This is a genomic window from Enterococcus sp. LJL51, from assembly GCF_054871795.1.
Window position 1 is genome coordinate 16663 of record NZ_JBTXLW010000011.1, and the last position, 26129, is coordinate 42791.

Sequence of the window (26129 nt, forward strand, 5' to 3'; positions counted from 1 at the left end):
GATTTGGAATGGTAAACAAAACAGTTAAATTAAAGGAAATAACAGCACCTAAAAAACATGAGGGTGTAGCTCCAACAATATTATCAAATACAACCATGGCAGAACGTAAAGAGAAAGTAATTAGCAGAATGAACGAAGAGGGCTACGATACTCTAGTTATTTATGCGGATAAAGAACATGGGGGGAATTTTGAATATTTAACGGGATTTATCCCGCGTTTTGAAGAAGGATTACTGGTTCTAGAGAATACAGGGAACGCTACCGTGATTTTAGGCAATGAGAATCTAAAAATGGCAAAATTTTCTCGAATTCCGGTGACCTTAAAACACAGTCCGTTCTTCTCCCTGCCAAATCAGCCTATGGATAATGAACAACCATTAGAAACGCTTTTTGACGAGCTTGGATTTAATAACATGAAGAAAATTGGGTTGATTGGCTGGAAGATGTTTACACCAAAGAATACCAATCCGGCTGTTTATTTTGATATTCCTTATTTTATTGTAGCAGCGATTAAAGAAAGCATCGATTCGACAGCTGTTTTGGAAAATGCGGCTCATCTTTTGATTGGCGGAGAGAACGGTACTCGAACGACAAATAATGCAAACGAGATTGCTCATTATGAATATGGTGCTAACTTAGCATCCAACTGTATTTTAACAGCTATGGATGCTGTAGAACCTGGCATAAAAGAAGCTGAGTTAGGCAATCTATTAGCTGCAGAAGGTCAATACAATACAGTTGTAACCATTGCGGCAACTGGACAGCGGTTCGAGAGTGGGGTAATCTATCCAACCTACAAGCAAGTTAAAAAGGGAGATCCTTTATCCTTAACAACAGCCTTCAAAGGCGGTTTATCTAGTAGAACAGGGTTTGTTATCTCTAGTGAAAGTGAACTGCCAGTGGAACAAAGCGACTATTTAGAACGGGTGGCTAAGCCATACTTTAATGCAGTTGCTACTTGGCTGGAAACTGTAAAATCGGGTATCAAGGGGAAACAGATTTATCAAGCCATTGAAGACGTATTTCCAAAAGAAATGTATCATTGGCACTTAAACCCAGGGCATTTAGTAGCTGATGAAGAATGGATGTCTTCGCCGATTTATAGTGAATCAAATGAGTTATTAAAAAGCGGAATGATTTTACAAATAGACATCATTCCTTCTATTACTGGGTATACCGGGGTGAGTGCCGAAGAGTGTGTGGCATTGGCGGATGATAAACTGCAGTTGGAAATTCAAGAACAGTATCCAGAGCTGTGGCAACGAATCCTCACAAGAAGAAAGTATATTAAAGAAGTCTTGAATATACAGCTGAGCGAGGAAATATTGCCGTTATCAAATACAGTTGCCTATTTAAGACCATTCTATTTGGCTAAGGATCAGGCGTTCTATTGTGAATAAATGAAAAAGCTTAGAGGGAAACCCTTAAGCTTTTTTTCGTATTTCCCCAAGTTCTACGCCTTATTTGTTAAAAATAGAATGAAATCAAGTATTACAAAAGCCAATAATGGAATAACTATAAAATTAATTTATGGCAAAGTGTAATTGGCAATGGTAGACTTAGGGTTTAGAAGTATTTATTTCTAAAAAAAGAGACTGAGACTATTTTCCAGTTAATAACTAGATTAATTAAAAAAGCTAGTCTTTATGATAAGTGCATGGTTAATCAGAAAAAGTATTTTTTATCAGCACCCGCTTGTAGACTAGGCTTTACTGAGTTGATTAAAAGCTAAATGGTTGCCTAGAGAGAAACAGTAAGCTATGCATAAATGGTGATAAGGAGTACATAAAATTTAAGACTAAAGCCGCATGTTTTTTTAGCGGTATCTCATTTATTATAGAGCCTAAGGGCATAATTGGAAGGACGATGATAGATGGCTAATGATGTTTCATACGGTTTGACGACGCAGGAAGTAAATCTGCGAATACAAAATGGGCAAGTAAATAAAGTGAAAAAAAATACATCTCGTTCTTATAAAACGATTTTCTTTTCAAATATATTTACTTTTTTTAATATAGTTAATACAATGCTTTTTTTCCTCGTTTTTCTTACAGGTTCTTATCAAAATGGCCTGTTTGTATTTGTGGTGCTGAGCAATGTTGTTATCAATCTGTTTCAGGAAATTCGGGCAAAACGGACATTGGATAAGCTGGCCCTTATAAAAGTGTCTACTGCCCAAGTCTATCGAGACAATAGATTACAGACAATCTCCATCAATCAACTAGTGATAGATGACTATCTTTTTCTTGAAAACGGAGATCAAATACCAACGGATGCCAGAATTTTTGAGGGAACGCTAGAAGTGAATGAATCGTTGCTGACTGGCGAGGCGGATAGTGTTTACAAAGAGAAAAATGCTGAGCTGTTTTCCGGCAGCTTTGTGACATCTGGTAGTGCTGTATGTCAGGTAATTCGTGTCGGTGAAGATAATTATATTCAAAAAATCACTAAAGAAGCAAAAACAATCAAAAAGAAAACCTATCTCATTCAAGGCGGATTAAACAAAATAATCAAATGGGTCAGCATGCTGCTGATTCCGTTATGTAGCTTGCTTTTTTTGAAACAGTATTTTTTTTCACATGCTACGGTAGACTATGCGATTTTGCATACTGTTGCGGCAGCTGTAGGTATGTTTCCAGAGGGGCTCTTCTTGTTAACGAGTGTCACCTTAACGATTAGTGCTGTTTATCTTGCCAGAAAAAAGGTGCTCGTACAAGAGCTTAACTGTATCGATGCATTGGCACGAGTGGATGTTCTTTGTTTAGATAAGACTGGTACGATTACCGAAGGTAAAATGACAGTGGAAGAAATGGTTTCGTTTGAGTCTGAAGAAGCAGTCCATGAAATTATGGGAAATATGATGACTTATTTACCTGATAAAAATCCAACAGCTGTAGCGTTACGAGAGTTTTTCTCAGCAAAGAACACTTTTGAATCAATGGCCGTCACTCCTTTTTCATCCGAGCGTAAATTTAGTACAGTTACCTTTAAAGAACAAGGAACCTATTATCTGGGGGCGGCTTCGTTTCTATTTTTACATGGTCATGAAGAGCTGCTGAGTCAGGAAAGAAGCTATGCGGAAGAAGGCTATCGTGTAATTGTTTTAGGACACAGCTCTACGGCATTTGAAAATAATCAGCTGCCTGAGGATATGACTGCTGTTGCTCTTTTTCTTCTATCAGATACAATTCGCGAAAATGCGAAAGAAATTCTTAGCTACTTTGATAACCAAGAGGTGCAGTGTAAAATTATCTCAGGTGATGACCCAGTTACCGTTTCTCAAATTGCTAAGAGAGTGGACTTACCTGGAGCGGATGCCTATGTAGATGTTTCGGCTATCTCCTCTAAAGAAGAATTGAAAACAGCTGTAGAGAAATATCAGATTTTCGGGCGAGTGTCCCCGCAGCAGAAAAAGGAAATGATTATCCTGTTAAAAGAATTAGGGCATACAGTAGCAATGACTGGCGACGGTGTGAATGATGTTTTGGCTTTAAAGGAAGCAGATTGTTCTATTGCAATGGCTTCAGGAGTGGATGCAGCAAGGCAGACCTCAAACCTAGTCTTATTGGAAAATCAATTTGAAGCAATGCCTGCAGTGATGGATGAAGGCCGGCGGGTGATTAACAATATCACACGTTCGGGCTCCTTAGTTTTAGTTCAAGTACTCTATTCTATTTTAATTACAATGGGTACCCTATTGATTGGGTCGGTTTATCCTTTTGAGCCGATTCAGTTAACAATCATAAATGCCTGCTTTGTGGGAATTCCAACCTTTTTTCTTAACCTTGAAGCAGATTTCAACAAAGTACGAGTTAAGTTTTTGGAAGAGATATTCACAAAAGCCTTTCCCCCAGCCTGTACGATTGCGTTGGGTACATTGTTAATTATTAATATTGGGCATTTCTTAGGAAGTAGTGGTCAGGCGTTGGCACTGATGTGCATGATTTTTACTGCATGGAACTACAGAGTTGTTCAGAAAAAAATTTATCCGCCGGTTAATAATTATCGAACGGCAATATTCCTGTGCACCCAGTTCGTTTTCTTTGCGGCATTGATTGCAGGCAAAGAGATATTTAATATAGGAGCTGCCACATTTATAAATCTTGTTTTACTGGTTGCTCTTTTAAATTATACAGCCTTTTTCCAGCGTATATTTGAGGGTCTCACTAGTAAAATACACAAGTATCTTTTACTGCGAGGAAAAGATTTGCAGAAATAGAAAAAAGTAGGATAGTCTTGTTAATGAGATGACTATTGTATCTTCAGAAGAAGGATTTGAACATCATTTTTTATTTATAAGTAATGAAAATAATTGCTCTTAATCTATCTAGAGCTGCAGCGATATGAAAAAACGCAGGAATAGAATGAATATTCTCTTGAAAACAAGAGGATATTGCTTCTCTTTCTGCGGTTTTTATTATGGAAGGAGTAGCTATTTTCTACTAATTTTTTTATGAAATCAATTAGTCTTTCAGGCCTGCTGTATAAAGCAGCGTACTATTTTCTAGCACGTAATGCGGATAAAATTGACACAGTATCGACGACCTCTTGAAGTATGGCTCCAATTAGAGCAGGAATTATGCCTGTACTTGCGACCAGCATCAAAATAATACAAATAATCAAGCCAATTAAAACAGACTGGCGGGCAATTTTCATCGTGTTTTGTGATAAGCGGACAGCCTCTGATACTCGGGTTAAGTCATCCTTTAGGATAACTGCATCTGCACTTTCGCTAGCGGCGGTTGAGCCATGGGCCCCCATAGCAATACCAATATCTGCTATTGCTAAAGCAGGCGCATCGTTTACTCCGTCGCCTACCATAATGATTGGGCGCTCAGTTTGGGATACATTCTTGAGCACTTGAATTTTTTCTTCCGGCAAACAGTTGGCATGGATCTCAGAAATGCCTACTTGATCAGCAATTTGCTTGGCAATGGACAACTGATCGCCAGTTAGCATAATTGTTTTTACAACACCTAATTTTGAAAGCTGTGCAACAGTCTGCTTAGATTCCGGACGGACAATATCTTTAAAGGCGATATACCCAACGTACTGCTCATTTAATGAAATATAGACTATGGTCTGTTCTGATGCTATTCCTGTTTCTCGACCGGCAAAATGATTTTTTCCAACTCGGATGGAAATACCAGCAACAACTGCTTGAATTCCCATACCAGTTACTTCTTCTAAATTCTTTACAGGCATTAGTGCTATATTTTTTTCCTTTGCATAGGCAATCAGAGAACGAGCCAAAATATGAGTAGATTCCTGCTCAGTACTGGCAGCATACTGCAGCAGCTCTTTTTGAGAATACTCGGGTTGTTCAACATGAACTTCAGCAACGGATAATCTGCCTTCGGTCAATGTTCCAGTTTTATCAAAAGCGATGCTCTTTGCTGATGCTAATTTTTCGATAGTCGTACCCGTTTTTACCACGATACCATTCTTGCTGGAACGGCTCATACCTGCAACTAGAGCAACTGGTGCTGCTAAAATCAATGGGCAAGGAGAGGCGACGACTAAGACTTCTGCAAAGCGAACGGGGTCTTTAGAGAGGAACCAGGCTACTCCACCGATGACATAAGAAATTAAAGTGAAAGGCACGGCGTAGCGGTCTGCCAGTCTGACAAAGTGAGCCGGCTTAGCTTCAGACTCTTTGACCAGCTTTACTAAGGTCTGATATTGACTATCGGTGGCTTCTCGTACGACTTTGACATGAATTGCGGCATCACCGTTAATCGAGCCGGACATAAGTAAATCGTGAACCTTCTTTTCAATAGGCTTTGATTCACCCGTTAACGAAGATTCATCCACCGTTGTTTCACCGGTAACTATTTTCCCATCAACGGGAACAATCTCACCAGGCTTAACTAAAAGTAAGTCATTGATACGTACGGCCTCAACTGGGACATCTTCGATAGCTTCATTGATTAGTCTATGAGCTGTTTGTGGGGAATTATCCAACAGTGATTTCAGTTCACGCCCTGCCTGTCGGCTAGCATAATCTTCTAGGCTGTCTCCACCTGTCAGCATGATTAAGACCATCAAACTTGCCCAATATTCTCCTACCAGCAGGGTAGCTACAATTGCAGTAATAGCCAAAATATCTATCCCGTATTTGCCGGACTTCAAGGTTTCAATCATGCCAATTAGCATTGAAACAGTAGTAATACCGCCGACAACAACAATCAGCCAGAAAGCAATTGCAGGCTGATGCAGAACGAATTCTGCAAAAAGAGAAATAATACCGACTAAAGCAACGAGAATCAGCTTTTTCAAATTACTCATATTTTCACCCCATCATTTTTATATGTATTAAAAACAGTTCTTCATTATTTGGAAAAGCAGCTAATCGGTTTGAAGTCGTAGATTACTACAAGAAATTAAGAAAAAGCTAAAGCTATCCAGACCAAATATTCCTACAGAAGAGCTATCTTCAAGCTCAGCATACCACTAAGTATCAATGAATAAAAATGGGAGTATTTAAATGATAAAGAGAATCATTAACACCTTTTTCTAATTAAGAATGTAGACTTGAAAACGGCGTTCTTCGATAAAAAAAAGCTTAGTTGTGTACTCTGCTTATAGTAAAAAAGTAATGATGTATATCTGAAATGGAGACGGGCTTGTACATAAAATATAAAAAAGCAATTTAAAATCTTTTTAACGAAAGCGGGATTGTCTATCGCTATTAAATTTATGTTATTATGTTAAAAATCTAAAAAATATTTTTATGATAATTAACTATTTTTAAAAATCTATATGTTAGAATAAAATTATACCATTAGTCTAGAATGTGACAATGATAATAGATGAACAGCTCTTCTTAAAAAGGAATGGATAAAGGAAAATCTGTCGAATTAGTAGATAACATTTACCGAGCGTGGGTTTGGTTGAAAGCAAAATAGAGGTGAAAAAATGAGAATTTATGTTGAAACAAATGGAAAGAGGACTTCTTTTGGATATAGAGAATTAGCTGAAAAAATGTGGTTTAAAGAAAAAAAGGTAAAGAGCTTGAAATATCCCATGCTGGAAATGATGAAAGTTTGCAGAATGAATTTAAATTGGCTGTATCTCTCGATAAATGGCTTAATGATGGAAAGTGGAGTGAAGTCAAAACTAAAATTTATTTTGAATACATTGAAATAAATCCTTTAAAAGATAGCAATATCATTGAATTTGTTTTCACACATATTAAACTTATGACTGTAGATAAGCGGGCGATGTATATTGTTGTCCTAGAGCTGGCTAAAGAATTAGGTGGCAGAATCAGTGAAGATGAGATGAGAACTTGGCGGTCAGTTGCTGAGTTTGAGAAAAAGCATAAATCGATACTTTCTCTAACCTTTGAGGAAGCGAATGAGCGTAGTTTAAAGGAAGCACCCCTTAAATAGAGTAAGGAGTGACGGAAATGGGAATAGCATTTTTTAAACAAGGTGAAGATGGCAAGATGTGATTTCAATCAGATTTTTCAGTTTTAGATGAAAATTTTGTGGAATTAGTCTATCAAAGCACGCATTTGTTTAGCAATGATATTGAGAAATTATTTGAATTAGATCCTTATGGTGATACTGTGTTAAGTGTACCAAAGCAAAAAATTCTCTTGCCAATTTTGATGGAAATCAAAGAAAAACAAGTTTTATTGAATTACAAAGATGAGGATGACCCTGGCTTAGATAAAACAATTCAGTTTTTAAATGACACGATTAAAAATGGCAATATTGTCGTCGCTAATGGAGATTAGGATGTATTTACGTTTATAGCAGAGAGGAGCTATTATTGATGAAACATGTTGTGATATGGGTTGCTGACTGGCAAATGCAATGTTGTGGTAATCCATTTTGCCTGAATGAGATTGTCAACTGGACAGTAGTAAATTGGACAAATGATAATTCTACAATTCTAGATAATTTTAATATTGACTATTATTTGGAGAATCATTTAGATGAGTTGGAGAAATATGAGGAGATAAGAGGAGAAATAGTTTCAATTGATAAGACTTATCTAACTTATCAAATAGATGAAAAAAGAAATGTATATGTACCAATAGATATTTTATTTGAAGGAACTTCAAATAAAGTGACGGGATACGAAAAAAATAAAAAAAATTATGATTTTGCTGGTTATTTGGTAAAACTCCAAGTGGAGTAATTTTGCTTTATGGTTATCCATTGAGATACAAAAGAAAAGAGCTCATAATTGTTTTTTAAATAAACAGAAACGGAAAAAATTAAAACGAGTCTGGACTCAGTATTTACGGTCCAGACTCGTCTTTTACTCTCAAAACAACAATCAAACTAAGAATCAAATGAGATCGTCATTTTTGAAGTGTATAACAATCAAGGGCATATCCGCAACACTGAAACACAAGACGTACCTAGCCTTACGGGAAACAACAAGAGCTGCTGGAAACTTCATTGACATTGGAAGAAAAGCAGTTAATAGCTATATTATTTGCAGAGTAGCTTTCTTCATTTAAAATTCCCAAATAATGAATATAGAATGATTCTGGAAAGTTTAGTTTAGTGTTATTTATCTTGAGTTTGGTAGTGTCTTAAAAATGAGTTTGTTAGGATAAAATAGAGGTGGGACCATAGTCAGAAGAAAATCTGATTATGGTCCCATCTCTTCAAGTCTTAATGCCACAGAAGTTTGGAAATCTGAAAAAGCCTAAATAACTCAAATATCTATATTTAAATTGTGTTTAAGGTATTGACCTAGGCTCATTTAATCATGATATACTAAATAAGTACCATTTATAGACAAATTTTTAGGAGGAATGAGAAATGAAAAAGAATTGTTGGCTAGGTTTATTTTGTGTTGTCATAGGGTTATTTCTGCAGCCAATTGTTGGACAAGCAGGAAGCAATCAGTCGTCAGATATTGTGTACAACGATGGACGGGTGGTCCCTACAGATTATCTGATGGAATATGAAAAGAAAATTCCTTTAGAAACCTTCCCGTCAGAAGGGAATTGGCCTGTTCAAAAGTCTCCACGTCAGATTTTTGGAGAGGATGATCGTGTAGTTGTTGAGGATGTAACACAGTCCTCGTACAGAAAAATTGTTTTTTTGGAAATTAAATTTCCTAAGGCATCTGCTGAAGGAACAGGATTTTTAGTATCCGCTGACACTGTTTTAACTGCGGGGCATTGCTTATATGCACCTGACCTTGGCGGCTGGGCGCAATCAGTTAATGTATATCTGATTGAGGAAGGAACAGAGAACAACCTCTATGATATGGGAAACTACAAAAAAGTGACATCAACTACTTTTATGGTTCCCAGAGGGCGGCTGGAATACTACACACCAAATTATGATATGGGAGCGATTAAGCTGTCAGAGCCAGCCGGAGAGAAAAATGGCTGGTTTGGTTTGACTCAGGAATTACCTGCCCCATATACATTAAGCGGATATCATTCAGATGGAAAAGGTAAAATGCTGACCCAAACGGTAGGTACCCTTGTGAAAGAATCCAAAGATACAATTGACTATATTTTAGATTCAAAACCAGTTTCTAGCGGTGGACCAATTTATAATCCAAATAATCAACAAGCAATGGCGATTAATGTGCAGGAATATACAACTAAAAATACTGGTGCTCGATTTAACACGTATCATTCAAACGGTATAATGAGCTACGCCTTTGCTCATTATAGTGCCTTTGGGACGCCAGTTTCGGTGGAAGAAATCAGCATAACTCCAGAAGTGCTGCAAGTAGGTGTTGGTGAAACCGAGAAAATGGCAGTTTCTATTACACCAACAAATGCAACGAATAAGTATGTTAAGCTAAGTAGCTCAGAACCAAGTGTAGCTAGTGTGAGTGATAACTCGTTAAATGTTGGACAGAATGAATCGAGAAATATACTTGTCTCAGGCCATCAACCGGGAACAACAGTTATTACTGCTGAATCGGAAGATGGACAACGAATCGGTCAAGCAACAGTGACTGTTGTTCCGGCTATTCCAGTTGAACAAATTAGCTTTGTCCCTGAAAAAATTCAGGTTTATGCAGGAGAACCAACTCCGCTGACTCCAGTTGTAACTCCGGAAAACGCTACTGATAAAGTATTTATTTGGTCAGTTTCAGACAGTTCTTACGGCACGATAGACCAGAATGGGGTGTATACTGGACACCGATTAGGAAGAAATATAATTACCGTTAAAGTAGGGCAAGGTGTAAATCAGAAGAGTGCGGTTTGTGAGGTTAATACAGTTGACCCAGCTGTAACAGGAGTGAAAATTACTCCTGAGAAAAAAGAATTATTTGAAGGAGAAAGTCAGCAGTTGACAGCAGTTGTAATCCCTGATTTTGCCAAAAATAAAACGGTAGCTTGGAGCAGCTCTAATCCTAAAATCGTCGAAGTCAGTGCGGATGGAACCGTAAAGGGAATCAAAGCTGGGACAGCAACTATTACAGCGACAACAGAAGATGGCGGGAAACAAGCGACCAGTACGATAACAGTGAATAAAGTAATTCCAGTAAAAAGTGTGAAACTTGAAATCTCAAATAAAACAATGATTGTTGGAACGGAACAGCGTGCATTTTCAACTGTATCACCTAGCAATGCTTCCAATCCTGAAATAACCTATACAAGTTCAGATTCAGCTGTCGCTGAAATTGATAAGTATGGGAGGATAACAGCGAAAAAATCAGGAAAAACGACAATTACTGTGCTTACAATGGATGGAAATAAAAAGGCAGCGGCTGTCATTACCGTAAAAGAAGAACGTCCAGTGACAGGTATTAAGCTGACTATAGCAAATAAGACGATGATTGTTGGGACAGAACAACAGCTTATCCCCACACTCACACCAGTAAATGCCTCGAATCAGCGAGTGAGCTGGATGAGCTCAAATTCAGAAGTTGCTACAATCTCAGAAACTGGTCTTGTACAAGCTAAAAATTCAGGAAAAACAACTATTACTGTTTTGACAGAAGATGGAGCGAAAAAAATATCGAGTGTAATTACTGTTCAAGAGGAAATACCAGTAAAAAGCGTGAAATTGAGCATTCCCTCAAAAACGATTATGGTTGGTGAACAGCAGCAAATCACATCTGTATTTACACCGCAAAATGCTTCTAATAAAAAAGGAACTTGGACAAGCTCTAATTCAGCAGTCGCCACTGTTTCTGAAAATGGAGAAGTAGCAGGAATCAAAGCTGGAAGAGCTACGATTACCTTTATTTCAAAAGATGGCGGAAAGAAAGTAACTGTTGCTTTAACTATTAAATAATGTAATTAGAAGAGCAAAACTACCTCTTACGGGTGGTTTTGCTTTTTGTACAGCAAATAAGATCTGTAAGTTCATTTTAAGCGTTTTTTATTTGACAGAGCTGTACTTCAACATTACAAAAGATAAGTAAGAAGCGGTGCAAAGAGTTCAGGAGAGCATGAAAGTTGAAGATATCTATCAAGCTTAAGGTCTAATTTAGAGACTAATTTTGATTTAGAAAACAATTATATGAATAAGATAATAGGCTTTACAAATGGACATCACACTATAGTCAAAATTAAGGAGTAAGCGTTAAGTGAAAATCGTATTAAAGGTTAGTTCAGTATTATTAATATTAAACGCAGCATTGATAGTAATACCCTGTGCATTAACTGTAGTACTAACAGGTGATTTTTTAGCATGGGGTTGGGTATTACCAATATTTGGTATAATGATATCTCCAGTAATATGTATTTTATTTTTTGTTTCATTGTATCTTTATAGTAGAAGCAAACGAATTGTGAAAAGGAAGAATGAGAGCTTCGGACTCGATTAATTAAATCTATTACGAAATAAATAGAAAAGAACCAGTTATAGGATAAGTGAATCTTCTTATAACTGGTTCTTCAATGTGATTCATACTACGTGTGTCTCATTCATTTTTTTATTAATAAATGTCAGCTGCAGCGAGAAAGTAACCAGCTAAACTACTAAAAAAACGAATAAGAGAAAGGATTTTGGAAATCAGATTCCTCCTTATTTCGAAGAGATGGCTTTCAAAATACTACTTATTTGGTTTTAGAGGATGGAGACATATGGATGCCACATTCTCTTTTTTGATTTTGCTATTAGATTAGAATAGTTTGAAATATAAATAAACTTAAGCTGTTTTTCTTCTAAACTTCACTCCATTTTTTAAAGGGAATAATCTCCACATGATGAATAGCCTCATAAGGAATACTTGTTGTATCTATATATAATCCCAGTTCATCAAAGCCGCTGATTATTCCAGTGATATCTTCAAAATAATTATTTTCTGTATCCCGCATGTCCAGTTGAACCGCAATAGTTTGCTGATATTTGTAAGCAGCAGCCAGAATTTCCTGAATTTCAGTTTCAGTCATAGTCGGCTTTCTTTTGATTATGTGCTGTTCTTTCTGCTGCTCTTTTGCAAGCTCAGCTGTATGTTCTGAAAGATACATTCCCTGCCATTTCAGCATTCCCCGATCTTTGTATTCTTGAAAATAAAAGGCGTTTAAATCAGTATTTTTTGGCATCGTATTCACTCCTTAAACCATCCATCCCACCAGCATGACCGCCAATCAGTGAAGCCCGACTAACAGCGGTTCCTCCTGACAGCAGTGAGTTTGCATGCAGAATAGCGGTAAATCCATATTTTTTTCGGATAGCATCAATCAAATTATCTAATTTGTGGTCATTGACCGGAGCTTGGGGATTATGGAACAGATCCAGTTGAATTGCATTAGTGTAAGTTAACTTTGAGAAAGAAACACCAATACGGCGTACTTCAATTCCAGTCCAATGCTCCCTGAAAATTTCTAAAATATATTCCTTCAAAAGCTTGGAACGGTTGGTTGCGGGAATTTTCATCTGATGGTGAAAGCCTTTGTTTCCTTGTTTTCTGTACCAGCTGGAGTAGCCTATGTAAAGCGCCACACATTGAGTCTGAGCGTCCTGCTGCCGCAGTCTTGCTGCAACCTGATCGGTCAGTTCCTGTAAAACCGTTTCTATTTCACGTTGAAAGCGGTAGTCTCTAGGCAGAATCTGATTATTATTAAGAGATTTTTCTTCAGGGATATAAGAATCGGCTAATCTAGTCCGGTCAATCCCCCAAGCATGAGCATAAAGCTGAAGTCCAATGACACCAAATTCATCCTTTAAGGCATACTCGTTTGTATGAGCCAGCTCATAAACTGAGTGGACATTCAGCTTTTCTAAGCGTTTTGCGGTTCGGCTGTTAATCCCCCACATTTCTGTCAGCGATTTGATTTTCCAAAGCGTTTCAGGGACTTGCTCATAGCGCCATTCAGCGATATAGGAATCATTATGTTTTGCCGCAACATCCATCGCCACTTTGGCCAGCAGCGGATTATCGCCGACACCAATAGTAACGGCTAAGCCAGTTTCTTTTTTTATGTGGGCCATAATTGTTTCAGCCAGTTCATAGGCGTTTTTTCCAAACAGCTTTTTACTGGCTGTAATATCAAGAAAGGATTCGTCGATGGAGTAGGCGTGAATGTCTTCAGTTGCGACATATTGTTTGTATATGTTGTTAATCTTCATATTTTCATCGATATAAAACTGCATTCTAGGAGGCACAATTCGTAGCTCTGGATGATCAGGTAAATCCCATTTTCGCATAACATTTGAGAGCCCCAGCTTTTCCTTTGCCATTGGTGAGGCAGAGAGAATCAAACCGCCGGCATTTTCAGCATTACTCATCACCACCAGCATCGCTTTTAATGGGTCTAAGCCCAGCTGAACGCATTCAACAGAAGCATAGAAGGACTTTACATCAATACATAAAATATCCCTGCGGGGCTCTTTACTATAGTCAAACCTCATGGTAATCCATCCTCTCCGTAAATAGTTCATCTCCATTATACGAACGTACGTTCCTTTTGTCTAGCATAAGATAATTAGCAGAAAGTGTGGATAGATTTTTTTAAAGTGACCGTAAGTCTGTTTATTATTAAATGATATAATGAAAAGAATATAGGATTACTTTTGTTAGTTTTAATAGAGCAGTTAAATTTTTTGTTTTGGAGGGAACAATGGCGACATATAGAACGATGCGTGGAGTATATGATTATAATTCAATTTTTATTAATTCAGATGCTGAGCCAGAAGAAGTCTTATCAATAATCGCACATGAAGTTGTACATGAATATCTGACGATATTCACAAATTTGGGACAGTTGTGCTGGTTGTTTAATAATCTAGCTTATAATTCTCGAAAGTACTTGGATATATATGATTACATCTTTTCAAGAGTAAATAAAAATGAAGAACAGCTTTGTCTTATTTTTGAAATATCTGTACAATTGGCAAGAAGCAAATTTAAGGACAACTGCAAAATGCTGGATTCATTTGATGAAGCGATGCACAACACATTTAAAAAGAATTACACATTTTATAAGGAATTTCTTCAATCTTTAAATGAAGAGAATTATATTGAAGTTATCGTGTTTTTAAGAACTATTGTATTTTCTTCCATGACAACTAAACTACCTGATATCACATTGAAACATGTGGAGGGGAAAAAACAGATAATTCAGTATTTCGAAGGAAATGATATTAACCCAAAAAGAAAATTGAAGAAGATAATAAAATTTTGTAATGATAACATGATGAATTACGGTATTATAGGTTTGACTAAGGCTATAGAGGAAAAATTTAATACTGATAATGCTTTACCCAATAGAATATTTAGTGTAAATCTTAAATCAGATACAATAAAAATTGATTATCAAGCTAGAAATAATCCGGTTACCCGAGAGTTTAAACTGAACCGAGATGAAGGGAAGCTGCGGGAGGATATAGGTTGGTCGATCGCTATTGGGAGATTATTGCTGGCATTGTCAGAGGAACAAAAATTGTTTGAGTCAGAGGATGTATGGAATCGAATGCTGACATTTTCTGATGAAATAGTAAGTAGTTTTAAAGAGGTGAAAAAGAAAGACGAATTAATAGATTTCTATAAAGAAAGCAAACAGTTATCTTTTGTTATTCCTTACAACACAGCAATTATGGAGATAGACAATAGTAGCTATGCAAAATATGTTAATGTACTGGGAATAAAATTTGATTTAAATGGAAAAAGAATTAAAGATATGTCTAAATACTTATTCCAAAAATTATCTTTAGAGGAGTATCAGTTGATTTCTGGAAATAATAACACTGAGTTTATGGCGAACCATACGAATTTGCTTTTCAGACTTACTCCGTTTAATAACAATTTCCTATATATTAAGAAGTTGGTCAACATTATGAAAAGTGAGGAGTCCCAATGGATAAATATATTTATATACAACAATGAAGTTCAAATAGAGTCATTTCTAAAATCTGTAAAAAGACACTTTTCAGATATTACTTATCGATATACGTATGAACAAGTTTCTGTTCTTGAAATAACTTCTTTAAAAGTTATGTTCTTTTTAAATACAAAAAAAATCGATGTCAAAAAGACTGATAATCCTGAACCTCCAAAAAAAGAAATAAATGTTCTTGTATCAATTTTTGAAGAAATTATCCAAAGCAGACATGTTCTATTCAAGTATTTAGATGGTAAAAAGCTTACTTTAGACTAAGGGGCTTTAAGTGTATCTAATAGTAAAAGATAGGATAAAAACTAAATAGTTAAAAATGGAGCTGTGTGTCAAGTATACAGAGAGCAACAGTGGAGCTGTTGACTAGAATGAGTAACTCATTTCATTGATAAACACTCCATTCGTTGAATCAGTCTTTTAGAGAACTTTTTCAAGCTACTTTCCAAAGGAGAACTATGCTATTATCTCTTAGAAAGCGAGTGTGAAAAGGTGATAAATAAATACGAAGAGTTATTGGAGCAGTTGAAAACTGGTGAAATCAGTGAATTAAAAATAGGAAATGCTGAATTTTTTCTTTTCCGGGAAGCCTGGCTGAATAGAGAAGATCGAATGAATTTCGTTGGGGAAGCTCATCATGGCGGTGCTGCTACTTACTGCTATAACACAGAAACTGTAGAGCTGGAACAAGCAGAGTGAATATACAAATATTAAAGAAAAGCCGTAAAAGAGTAGCAATAGTCACTCTTTTACGGCTTTTTCACTGTTGATATTTCTAAAAAGCAGTTCAATTAAGCAATACTTTTCAATGGCTTTGAGACGAATTCACGAATAAAAGAGTTGGGATTTCTGACAATGAATTTTTCAATCACAAGCTGCTGCCGGCTATTGTAATGACCAAATACTGAAAGCTCAAAGTGGTTATTTTCAAGAAATAACATCAGATTAGCTAAATCTCTTTTGGCCACTAAACAATTAATATCTTCTCCTTTAGTATGTAGGGTAAAGCGGACAAGCATATTTGGAAAAGCTGAAATTAGCCGAATCTTGTCTGCTGTTCCTACGTAGCTTCTTTCATTCATGACAGTCTCCTCGCTTTCTATAAATAGAAGTATTTATCTATAATCATTATACGAACGTTTGTTCTGTTTGTCTAGAATAAGATAATTTTCAGAAAGTAAAAAGTAGGTGATTGATATAGTTTAAAGTAGCAATAATAAACAGATAATTGAAATCGTGGCGGAAAGAATTATTAATGGTCTCTTTAGCTGATTAGACTTACATAAAATTAAAACTTACGGTATAATTAATAATGATAATCATTATCATTTGAGGAGAGGAGTGCAAAAAGATGTTTGTTCAAACCGTTGCATTTATCATAAAAAAAGAAGGTAAAGAAACCTTCGAGAATAAAACAAAGAAAGATGTTGCCTCAATGCAGGCATGGGAGAACTGTCTCTCCAGTGAGTGCTGGTATGCGGAAACAAAGGATACCTGTGAGTTCACATTAGTTTCAAAATGGCAGGATAAGAAGGATTTTCAAGCCTGGTTAAAGCGGCCTGAACATTTGGAAAAGCATCGGGCTGCTCATAAGAATAAAGAGAGCAGACCAGAGATTGTTTTAGATAAAATCAGAAAAAGCTACACGGTGTTTGCCTAATCCAGCAAAAGAGTTTCTCTATAGAAATATAATGCAGGAAAAAATCATGCTAAAACGAATAGACGCCTCAAAAGCTGTTTTTAGCAACAGTTTTTGAGACGTCTATTTTTAGTATGAGCAAAATTAGTTTTTACCTGTAAAGAAAGAAACGACAATAACAACAATTGCTGCACCCAGTATGGAAGGTACTAATGCCATTCCTGCTAAACTAGGACCCCAGTCTCCAAATAAGGCTTGACCAACTGAAGAACCAATCAAGCCGGCGATAATATTAAAAATACATCCGCTGGGTCTATCCTTGCTTGTTACTGATCCGGCAATCGAACCGATAATTGCTCCAACGATTAATGTCCATAACCAACTCATAATATCCCTCCTAACAATTAATTCTATTACATGATAACATAATATAATAGAAATCTAATCCGACGGAGGACTGATTTCAGTTCAATCGTTTTAGAAAAAATATAGCGGAGTGAAAAATATGCTGACAAAACAAGAAGAAAAAATTAGTAAGACAATTTCATATGCCTTGAGACACAAGCCGGAAGAGTTTGACCTGATTTTAGATGAAGAAGGTTATGTAGCAGTGAAGAGGTTTATTGAAAAGATGAATTGCAAGGAAAATCTTGGGTTGACAGAGGAGCTGTTACTGTCTCTTTTAGCAAGAAGTGACAAAAAGCGCTGGGAAATCAAGGATGAAAAAATAAGAGCAATTTACGGGCATAGCATTAAGAAGAAAATTGAAAAGACAGCAGCTGTTCCGCCGCAGTTTCTCTATCACGGAACAGCCCACCGTTTTACAGCCTCGATTTTGGAGCAAGGATTGATTCCAAAAGAACGTCAGTATGTCCATCTGTCTTCAGATATAGCAACAGCAGTTACAGTAGGCAAACGAAGAGACCGTTCTCCTGTATTATTCAAAGTGAATGCAGAAGCAGCTTTTCAAGGAGGCATCAGATTTTACCGCGAACCGGAAGATATTTGGCTGAGTGATAGGATTCCAGCTGACTATTTACAAATCATAACAGAACAGAAATAGATAGAAAAACGCAGCAATTGAACAGGATATGTAGTGACCACAATGAGTCTGGGACAGGTACTGCAGCATCCAGTGAACTACTGCGTTTTTCTTTTAATTGTCAATGGAGGTTTCCTGAGGCTGATTTGGTTGAACAGCTAATGAGCTGTTTGTCAGGATAATACTTACAATTCCTAGTGAAATCAGCAAGGCAGCCATCCCATATTTTCCGATTGCCGGAGAAATCATTAAGGAAAGGGAGGCTAGAATTTTACCAGCTTGGAAAATAATCCCATTAAAGGCTACATAGGCTCCCCGTTTGGAATTATCAATAATTTCAGCCAGAATTGTTTGCCGTGTTGGAACATAGAACAGCTCTCCCAAAGAAAAAACAATCGTAGCAATGAATAATACCAGCAGTTGATTGGAAAATGCCGTAACTGCATAACCAAAGCTGAATAGAATAAAGCCAGTATACATAATCGGCTTTTGTGAACGTCCGCTGACCCAACTGGCGACAGGAGCTGTGAACAGGACGATCATAATCGTGTTGACTGCTGTCAACAGACTAAGAATTTTTACGCCGTCTAAAGTGATGCTGCCTAGAGAACCAAAGTGCAGCACCATTTGTTGTAGTTCTTCTGCCAATCGAACAGAAACATAGTTATTGCGTTGAAATTCCACTGTCATAATAGCAATACCGGCTAATGTAAACAACAAGAAGCGACGGTCAATAACGACGGTTTGATAGTTTTTAAAGACAGCAGTTAAGCCGACATTTTTTTCTTGATGAGTGGTTTTAGTCATGGTCTCAGAAAGCATTTTAATGGTTAAGCCAGTTGTAAAAAGAGAAAGCAGAACTAGGGCGGCCAACAAGTAAAATAGATGTGTTTGGAAAAACCAGCCGCCAACCATGACGCCAATCAGCACCGATAAATTATTAGCCCAATAGCTGATAGAGTACATAAATGCCCGGTTTTCCGGTGTACTGACATCAATCAGCATAGCATCAGCAGCAGGATTAATCATTCCCTGAGCAACGCTGACTGTCAGCATCATTAAAAAGGTGAGCCAGACCGAATGAAGGAGAGCGGAGTTTGCCAGCAGCATACCTAGATAAGCAGCAGTTTTTAGCCATTCGCCAAGAACCATTAGCTGTTTTCGTCCGAAAATGTCTGTCAAATGACCGCCGTAAATCCCAGCAGCAAATTGAACGATGACATTAACCGTTACTAAAATGCCTGCAATGCCGCTATTTAGTTCCTTTGTCAGATAAACAGCCATGAACGGAAAAACCATCGAACCGACTACTTTGCTGAGAAATTGAATCATAATGCGCGCTCTAATATTAGGGTGTAGGGATTTTAACATGAAATTACTCCTTTCATTGAAATTATCAAATGGTTTGATATGATTATAAAAGAGGTTTGTAGTATTAAAAAGGGATTAATTTTTAAAAACGTGTCCCCTTTTAGAATGGGAGTTGACGAGATGGATTTCATTTATTATCAGCTGCGTGCATTTTTTTTGAAACGGGAGAAGCAAAATAAAGTGACCTTTAAACTAGTGGAACTGACAGATTTATGGCTGTGTACTGCGAAGCAATGCAAACGGCGGCTAAAGCAGTGTGAAGCGCTGGGAAAGCTGACTTATGTTCCGGGAAGAGGTAGAGGAAATGGCTCAGAGTTGATTTTTAGGGCGCCGTTTCAGCAGGAAGTACAGGAGATTGTGGAACAGGCACTTGAAACAAATTCATTGGATGATGTGATAGAGCTCTTGGGAATGGACATTCCCAAGGCATGGTTTGATGAGGTTTTTCAGGAAATACAAGGACTATTTGGCGTACAGCAGGGCTCAAATGATCAGGACATTCTGCGTTACATACTTAGAAGACCAATCACCTCACTTGATCCTTTGAAAGTTGCTGTTTCAAGAGAATCGTTTCTCATTCATCAGCTGGGAGATACACTTCTTCAATATGAAGACGGAGCCCACAGCTTGCAGCCGGGGCTGGCTCATCATTGGCGGGTTTCCAAGGATTATTGTCAATGGACATTTTTTCTCCGAAAGGGAGTCCGTTTCCATCACGGCAGAATGCTTACAAGTGAGGATGTGAAATACACGCTGCTGCGGGCACGAAATCCTGAATCGGTTGTTTCTTGGCAACTGCAGAATATTAAAGATATATCCTGTGATAATGAGTATGTTGTAACCATTCATCTGAATAAAGGTGAACCTTTTTTTGGTCATTACTTGGCAATGGGAAATTTAGCTATCCTGCCGTATGATATTTCTTTTGATGAAAAGAGATGGGTTTCGACAGGTCCGTTTAAAATTAGAAATTATTCTGATCAGTCGTTAACATTAGAAGTATTTGAAGACTATTATGGTCTGCGTCCCTTAATGGATCGAATTGAATTTTGGGTTATTGAAAATCAGGAGCTGCCGGTAACGGTATTGACTGATGCAGAGTTTTCAAAAAAGGATGAGTATGTAGAGTACAGTAAAGAGAATGTTGGGGTAGAATTTCTGATGTTTAACTTCCAAAGCCAATCTGTGATTCAGCACCCAAAGTTTCGGGAAGCAATCTACCATCTGCTGGATGGAGTAGAAATGAAAAAAGAATTGGCGATTGGTATGTCGGCCTCAAGATTTCATCCAGAAAAATCTAAACCAGTGCCAAAAGAATGCTCAAAAGTTGCTGAGTTGTTGGAAGAAGCAGGTTATCAAGGGGAAGTATTGACCTTAGGTACCTTTAGTTATTTGGAAGCAAGAAAGAAAGCAGAGTGGCTGCAAAAGCGGGCTGCAGCCTACGGAATTCAGCTGGAGCTACGAAAAATGCCGATTTCAGGAACCTTTTACACTAAAGAATATGAAGAAGAAACAGATATGATGATGGCAGCAGACGTACCGATTGCTAATCAAGAATTGGCATTTTTAGATTTTTGTTCTAATCCGAATTTATTTTGTCAGCGTCTTTTTTCAAAAGCTATTCTATCAGTGCTTAATAAGAAAATTGAAAAAATGAAATTTAACGAAGATTATTCTAAACGGCAGTTGGTTTATGAGCAGATTGATCAGTGGCTGACAACAAATTATTTTCTTGTCTACATCTCTCATCCAGTAAAAAGGGAGCTAATTCATTCAACGATCAAACGTCAGGGGAAAGAATTTTTTAGTAATTTAGATTTACGAACAGTTTGGGCTGAAAGAGGAGACACAGTATAGCGATGGAACAGGGATGAAGATAATGATTTAAAAAATAAAAAATCCGGAAAAGCGGTAATATACATTACACACTTTTCCGGATTTTCTTTGAATAATCATTTATCTTACTCGGGTAAATTCCATAGTAGTTGAAATATCTAATATATTTCCTGATCTTAGAACATAATTTTTTAAAGAATCGCCTTCGGCATCCTCCTCATCTGCCGGGAAGAGCCATTCAAATTTGTACTCATCAGCTTCCTGAGCAGTTTTATCTTTAAACAGCTTAAAGGAGTCACTTGTATCGCTGACGGGGATAATATCATACGCACCGGCATCTAAGTCTTCACCAATAATAATTTCTCCGGAAAATTGACCAGTTTCTCCGACAGCCAAAGCAATTACAGTTGTGTCAACGCTGTCGGATTCTATAGGGGTGCTTGTTGTAGAAGTAGTCGTTTCAGATTTTGTAGAATCGGTAGAGCTTTCTCCGGTAATTTTCTTAATGACTTCATCTTTTGATCCATCAAAATCTTCTTCTGAAACACCAATTCGAATAGTCGCTCCCTTTTCAGCATAATAACCAGCTTTTTCTTTTCCAACCTGTTCATCACTAAAATAAGTTAAGTTTTTTTGAGCTAGGAGGGTGTTACACTCGCCTTTTTTGAGAAAATGCTTTTCTTCCTCAGCTTTTTCTTTGAAAGAAGCAGATACAAATTCTACCTTTAGTCCAAGTTCTTTAAAGGCAGCTTCAACTTCTTCGTAAGGCTTGAATAAAGTATCCGGCACTTTGATTTTATTTTCTAAAGATATTTCGGAAGAAACAGTTGTTTCTATGCTGCTGCTTTCCTTAACTGAATTTTCCGAGTTAGTTGAGGTGCATGCTGAAATAAGAATTGCAGAGGCCAATAGCCCCAACACTAATTTTTTATTTTTCATTTTTTTCTCCTTTTGAATAAAGATTATACTAACATTCATTTTCCAAGCTATATGTTTTCAGATAAAGGTTCCACCCCTAAGGGAATAGCCACTCTCAGCCAAAATTATCCAAAGATAAGTCCGATAGATAGATTAAACAAAGCCTGTCACAAGAAAAGTGACAGGAAGAATGCTGTCTTCGGTCAGTTCTTTTCTGGTAAAATGACCTGCTATCTGGAAATAATAAAGAAATAGGCCAGAGAGAGCAGCAGCGGTATGACCATAATGATACTGATGATTAAGGGAATTAATGGTAATGCATACCAGCCGTTGCCGAATTTTTTCTTTCGTTTTACTGTGGCCATTGCGCCAATTGAAAACAAGCTCAGAACAAAGGTGATGAGACCTGTCAAACCAACAATTAAAATTCCCCCAATTAATACTAAGGCAGCTACCATTAGTATTAAAAAAAACAATGCACCTACTGCCATATTTTTCAACTCCTTTGATGATTCTCATTTTTTAACCAACTTCACAACAACTTCACAACGGGCGGTTTGAGGAAACATATCTACAGATTGAAGATATTCAACATGGAAGGCCTTGACCAGCTGAACTAGGTCTCTGGCCAGTGTAGAAACATTGCATGAGACATAGACCATTTTTTTAGGAGGATACTGCAGAATTGCTTGAAGCAGCTTTGAATCCAAACCAGTGCGGGGCGGGTCAACAATAATTCCATCAGGTCTAAAGCCTTCTCCCAGCCATTTTGGCAGCAGCTCTTCTGCGGTGCCAACCTCATAGCGTGTATTTGATGCCCCTAGCTCAGCAGCATTTTTTCTAGCATCGTCAATAGCAGCTGGAATGGTGTCCATTCCCCGTACCCCTTTGGCCTGATGAGCTAAACTTAATCCAATCGTACCAACACCGCAATAAGCATCAACTACTGATTCATCTGGCTTTAAATCCAAAGCTTTCCGGGCTTCATCGTAAAGCTTTTCAGTCTGTTCTGGATTCAGCTGGAAAAAGGCTCTTGGAGACAAATCAAAAGATAACTCACTGATGCGTTCTCTAATGCTTTCTTTCCCCCATAGATGGATGGTCTGGTCGCCCATAATTAAAGAAGTTTTCTTATTCTGAACGTTCTGCATAATGGAAACTACTTCCGGCAGTTTAGCTTGAATATCATTAATTATTTTTTGCTTTTGCGGGAATTTTTGAGATTGGGTGATAAAAACAACTTGAACCTCGCCAGTTTGAACACCTATACGGACCATTAATGTGCGGAAAATACCGCTGTTTTTCCGTTCATCATAAATTGGCAGATGATAGTTATTCAGCAGTTCTACCAGCGTATTCATAACGTTGGTGACAGTCGTATCCTGAACCAAACAATTATCGATTGGAACCAATGTATGTGAGTCCGGCTGATACAACCCGGCCTCAACAGTACCATTATTTTCGCGAAGCTGAAACTGGGCTTTATTTCGATAATTCCATGGATCTTTCATACCGATTGTTTTCCGAAGCTCATAGTTTTGATAATTTGCTGGTTTGAATTTTGTTAGCGCCTGTTTCAGCAAATCTTTTTTGTAAACCAATTGGGCTTGATAATTTAAGTGCTGTAGCTGACAGCCGCCGCATTTTTCATAAACCGGGCAAGGCGGTGTTATTCTGTCAGGAGAAGGCTTACTGATTTTTGTTAGCTCTCCTTCAATAAATTTAGGACTTACTTTTGTAACCTTTATTGAAACCTGTTCCTGAGGCAGTGCGTTGGGAACAAAGACAATGGTACGCTTATAATAGCCGATTCCTTCGCCGTTAATCCCTAGCCGTTTTATTTTTAAAGGAATTGTTTGACCGATTTTTACTTGCTGATTATTCATGATGACTTCCTTTTATATCAGATTTTATTTTTATAGACAGCTTAATTTTAGCATAGATTTTCCGGTTTGGCTTCTTGATAATATATGGTATAGTAGAATGTATGTTCTGATAAGAGAGGTGGAAAGAAATGGAGAAGATTATAAAAATCACTAGAGAGAAATCTCAGTTCTATCTTGTCTGGCTGTCTTCAGGGGAAAAGCTCCGTGTTTCAGAGGACACACTAGTTCGTTATCGTCTACTGAAAGATCAGGAAATCTCGCCTGAGCAGATTGAAGAAATTAAAAATGCTGGTTCATATGATGTAGGCTTACAGCTGTCACTCCATTATCTCAGCTACCAGCTGCGGACAAAAAAAGAAATCAGAGATTATCTAAAGGATAAAGAAATTCCTCAGAGAGATAGAGAAAAAATTATTCACCAGCTGCAGGAGATGCAGCTGCTTGATGATTATGTATACAGTGAAAGCTATGTTCGAACCATAATGAAGACTTCAGATAAAGGACCTAAACAGGTAGAACAGCAGCTGAAGAAAAAAGGCGTAGAGGAAGAGGCAATTCTGCATGGCTTGTCTGTCTATACAGAGGTAGAACAGCGGACAATTGCTTCAAAAGCTGCGGAAAAGAGTATGCGGCGTTATCGGGACAAAAGCTTTAAGGACGCTGTACAGAAGACGAAGCTTCACCTGATTCAAAAAGGTTTTTCAAAGGATATTATCGAACAGGTCATGACCGAGTTAGCTTTTGAAAAGGATGAAGAGCAGGAAGCAGAGCAGCTACAAAAACAAGGAGATAAGCTGTGGGAAAAGCATCGTAATTTAGAGCCGAGGAAGCGCAGCCTGAAGCTAAAGCAGGCGCTCTATCAAAGAGGCTTCGATTTCGATTTGATTGCCCAGTTTGTCAGCGAGAAGGAACTGGAAAATGATGAAGAATAATCAACTGCTGGATACACCTGAGAAAATCCGGAGTTTTCAAATTGAATTTATTGAGTGGTATGAGAAGGAAAAGAGAAATCTGCCTTGGCGTATAAATCTGGATCCCTACCGTATCTGGATTTCAGAAATTATGCTGCAGCAGACGCGGGTAGATACAGTAATCGATTATTATTATCGGTTCATGGAGTGGTTTCCAACCATTAAAGCACTGGCTGAGGCTTCTGACGAAAGGCTTCTCAAAGCATGGGAAGGCTTAGGCTATTATTCCCGAGCTAGAAATCTAAAGGCGGCAGCTCAGCAGATTATAAGCGATTTTGAAGGAGAGATGCCAAAGTCAATTGAAGAAATCCGCGAGCTGAAGGGAATTGGTCCCTATACAGCTGGAGCTATCGGCAGTATTGCTTTTGGACTTCCCGAGCCGGCTATCGACGGGAATGTCATGCGGGTTGTCAGTCGGCTGTTTGAAATTGAGGCAGATATTGCGAAGGCATCCAGCCGCAAGCTATTTGATGAAGCAATGCGGCTGATTATTGATGAGCAGCGTCCAGGCGATTTCAATCAGGCGATGATGGACTTGGGCTCAGCCATTTGCACCCCAACTTCACCTAAATGTGAAGCCTGTCCTATCCAATCTTATTGTGCTGGCTATGCAAATGGGACGATGACCAGCTATCCAGTAAAATCAAAAAAAATGAAGCCTAAAGATGTTTATTATATCGGTACAATTATTGAAAATAAAAAGCAGGAATATTTAGTAGAACAACGCAGTGATAAAGGTCTGCTGGCTAATATGTGGCTTTTTCCGATTAAAGAAGTGACGAAGAAAGAATTTGAAGCCATGCAAAGGGACTGGGCTGAAGTGAATCAGCAGCTTGCACTGGATATTGATCAGGAGTCTTTAGTCGCTGAAGAGAGCAGCAGTCAGCTTTTAAACAGCTATGATCAGGTAGTTTGGCAGAAACGGTCTTTAGGAGAGGTAACTCATATCTTTAGTCATTTGAAATGGCATATTTTGGTCTTTTACGGTAGAGGTACTGAGAATCACCCGCTTGAGCCCCAGCAGGAATGGCTGTCAGCTGAACGCTTTTCAGAGTATGTCTTTCCAAAGCCTCAGCAAAAAATGGTTGAGCTGCTGAAAAAAGAATTTTCTTCAAAAAAATAATTATGTTATTTTTTATTTATAAAAGACATACAAATAATAAAAAAGAATACGAAAGCCTAG

Annotated in this window: 22 protein-coding genes; 13 read left to right on the plus strand and 9 right to left on the minus strand. The window is 37.7% G+C overall.

Going from position 1 to position 26129, the window contains the following annotated elements; genetic code table 11:
* Positions 1-8 precede the first annotated feature (8 nt).
* Both ACYSNQ_RS11030 and ACYSNQ_RS11035 read left to right on the plus strand, forming a co-directional pair.
* Positions 9-1400, plus strand: coding sequence for a M24 family metallopeptidase (locus tag ACYSNQ_RS11030; protein ID WP_426083282.1), 1392 nt, complete (start codon positions 9-11; stop codon positions 1398-1400).
* A gap of 473 nt (positions 1401-1873) precedes the next feature.
* Positions 1874-4219 (plus strand): HAD-IC family P-type ATPase, encoded by a 2346-nt coding sequence (locus tag ACYSNQ_RS11035; RefSeq protein ID WP_426083284.1) that lies wholly within the window; start codon positions 1874-1876, stop codon positions 4217-4219.
* Positions 4220-4497: 278 nt separating this feature from the next.
* Here the strand turns inward: ACYSNQ_RS11035 and ACYSNQ_RS11040 are convergent, their stop codons facing one another.
* Positions 4498-6288, minus strand: a complete 1791-nt coding sequence (locus ACYSNQ_RS11040; protein WP_426083286.1) for a heavy metal translocating P-type ATPase — start codon at positions 6286-6288, stop codon at positions 4498-4500.
* A gap of 758 nt (positions 6289-7046) precedes the next feature.
* Here ACYSNQ_RS11040 and ACYSNQ_RS11045 point away from each other — a divergent pair.
* From ACYSNQ_RS11045 to ACYSNQ_RS11060, 4 genes are all read left to right on the plus strand, one after another.
* Complete coding sequence (locus tag ACYSNQ_RS11045; protein ID WP_426083288.1) at positions 7047-7394, plus strand: hypothetical protein; 348 nt, start codon at positions 7047-7049, stop codon at positions 7392-7394.
* A 98-nt stretch (positions 7395-7492) separates the two neighbouring features.
* Positions 7493-7744: a hypothetical protein gene (locus ACYSNQ_RS11050; RefSeq protein ID WP_426083290.1), complete on the plus strand. Its 252-nt coding sequence runs from the start codon at positions 7493-7495 to the stop codon at positions 7742-7744.
* Between the two features lie 38 nt (positions 7745-7782).
* Positions 7783-8151: a DUF6578 domain-containing protein gene (locus ACYSNQ_RS11055; RefSeq protein WP_426083292.1), complete on the plus strand. Its 369-nt coding sequence runs from the start codon at positions 7783-7785 to the stop codon at positions 8149-8151.
* A 635-nt stretch (positions 8152-8786) separates the two neighbouring features.
* Entirely contained in the window at positions 8787-11237 is a 2451-nt protein-coding gene (locus ACYSNQ_RS11060) for an Ig-like domain-containing protein (RefSeq protein ID WP_426083294.1), read from the plus strand.
* Positions 11238-12112: 875 nt separating this feature from the next.
* Here ACYSNQ_RS11060 and ACYSNQ_RS11065 read toward each other — a convergent pair.
* Complete coding sequence (locus ACYSNQ_RS11065) at positions 12113-12493, minus strand: YolD-like family protein (RefSeq protein ID WP_426083295.1); 381 nt, start codon at positions 12491-12493, stop codon at positions 12113-12115.
* Positions 12477-13802, minus strand: coding sequence for a Y-family DNA polymerase (locus ACYSNQ_RS11070; protein WP_426083297.1), 1326 nt, complete (start codon positions 13800-13802; stop codon positions 12477-12479). Before ACYSNQ_RS11070 ends, ACYSNQ_RS11065 begins: the two co-directional genes overlap by 17 nt.
* 209 nt (positions 13803-14011) lie before the next feature.
* Between ACYSNQ_RS11070 and ACYSNQ_RS11075 the strand changes: the two genes are divergently transcribed.
* Together ACYSNQ_RS11075 and ACYSNQ_RS11080 are read left to right on the plus strand one after the other, a co-directional pair.
* On the plus strand, positions 14012-15547 hold the full coding sequence (locus tag ACYSNQ_RS11075) for a hypothetical protein (protein WP_426083299.1): 1536 nt from the start codon (positions 14012-14014) through the stop codon (positions 15545-15547).
* A 228-nt stretch (positions 15548-15775) separates the two neighbouring features.
* Positions 15776-15982 carry a hypothetical protein gene (locus tag ACYSNQ_RS11080; RefSeq protein WP_426083301.1) on the plus strand — a complete coding sequence of 69 codons (207 nt, stop codon included), beginning with the start codon at positions 15776-15778 and terminating at the stop codon, positions 15980-15982.
* 92 nt (positions 15983-16074) lie between these two features.
* On the opposite strand, the gene ACYSNQ_RS11085 is transcribed toward ACYSNQ_RS11080, so the two are convergent.
* Complete coding sequence (locus tag ACYSNQ_RS11085; protein ID WP_426083303.1) at positions 16075-16365, minus strand: hypothetical protein; 291 nt, start codon at positions 16363-16365, stop codon at positions 16075-16077.
* A gap of 269 nt (positions 16366-16634) precedes the next feature.
* On the opposite strand from ACYSNQ_RS11085, the gene ACYSNQ_RS11090 reads away from it, so the two are divergent.
* The gene (locus tag ACYSNQ_RS11090; RefSeq protein ID WP_426083305.1) at positions 16635-16943 is read left to right on the plus strand and encodes an antibiotic biosynthesis monooxygenase family protein; all 309 of its coding nucleotides are present in this window, start codon (positions 16635-16637) and stop codon (positions 16941-16943) included.
* 123 nt (positions 16944-17066) lie between these two features.
* Here the strand turns inward: ACYSNQ_RS11090 and ACYSNQ_RS11095 are convergent, their stop codons facing one another.
* Positions 17067-17309 (minus strand): GlsB/YeaQ/YmgE family stress response membrane protein, encoded by a 243-nt coding sequence (locus ACYSNQ_RS11095; RefSeq protein ID WP_426083307.1) that lies wholly within the window; start codon positions 17307-17309, stop codon positions 17067-17069.
* A gap of 118 nt (positions 17310-17427) precedes the next feature.
* Between ACYSNQ_RS11095 and ACYSNQ_RS11100 the strand changes: the two genes are divergently transcribed.
* A complete protein-coding gene (locus ACYSNQ_RS11100; protein WP_426083309.1) occupies positions 17428-17985 on the plus strand; it encodes an RNA 2'-phosphotransferase in 558 nt (185 codons plus the stop codon).
* A gap of 93 nt (positions 17986-18078) precedes the next feature.
* Here the strand turns inward: ACYSNQ_RS11100 and ACYSNQ_RS11105 are convergent, their stop codons facing one another.
* Positions 18079-19296, minus strand: coding sequence for an MDR family MFS transporter (locus ACYSNQ_RS11105; protein WP_426083311.1), 1218 nt, complete (start codon positions 19294-19296; stop codon positions 18079-18081).
* A gap of 159 nt (positions 19297-19455) precedes the next feature.
* Here ACYSNQ_RS11105 and ACYSNQ_RS11110 point away from each other — a divergent pair, with 159 nt between their 5' ends.
* Positions 19456-21192 (plus strand): ABC transporter substrate-binding protein, encoded by a 1737-nt coding sequence (locus tag ACYSNQ_RS11110; protein WP_426083313.1) that lies wholly within the window; start codon positions 19456-19458, stop codon positions 21190-21192.
* A 99-nt stretch (positions 21193-21291) separates the two neighbouring features.
* Here the strand turns inward: ACYSNQ_RS11110 and ACYSNQ_RS11115 are convergent, their stop codons facing one another.
* The 3 genes from ACYSNQ_RS11115 to rlmD form a co-directional block, all read right to left on the minus strand.
* Entirely contained in the window at positions 21292-22110 is an 819-nt protein-coding gene (locus ACYSNQ_RS11115) for a hypothetical protein (protein WP_426083315.1), read from the minus strand.
* Between the two features lie 209 nt (positions 22111-22319).
* Complete coding sequence (locus tag ACYSNQ_RS11120; protein ID WP_426083317.1) at positions 22320-22580, minus strand: hypothetical protein; 261 nt, start codon at positions 22578-22580, stop codon at positions 22320-22322.
* 24 nt (positions 22581-22604) lie between these two features.
* Complete coding sequence (gene rlmD / locus ACYSNQ_RS11125) at positions 22605-23975, minus strand: 23S rRNA (uracil(1939)-C(5))-methyltransferase RlmD (protein WP_426083319.1); 1371 nt, start codon at positions 23973-23975, stop codon at positions 22605-22607.
* A gap of 128 nt (positions 23976-24103) precedes the next feature.
* Between rlmD and recX the strand changes: the two genes are divergently transcribed.
* Together recX and mutY are read left to right on the plus strand one after the other, a co-directional pair.
* A complete protein-coding gene (gene recX, locus ACYSNQ_RS11130; RefSeq protein ID WP_426083321.1) occupies positions 24104-24907 on the plus strand; it encodes a recombination regulator RecX in 804 nt (267 codons plus the stop codon).
* Positions 24897-26069: an A/G-specific adenine glycosylase gene (gene mutY / locus ACYSNQ_RS11135; protein WP_426083489.1), complete on the plus strand. Its 1173-nt coding sequence runs from the start codon at positions 24897-24899 to the stop codon at positions 26067-26069. Before recX ends, mutY begins: the two co-directional genes overlap by 11 nt.
* The last annotated feature ends 60 nt before the right edge of the window (positions 26070-26129 follow it).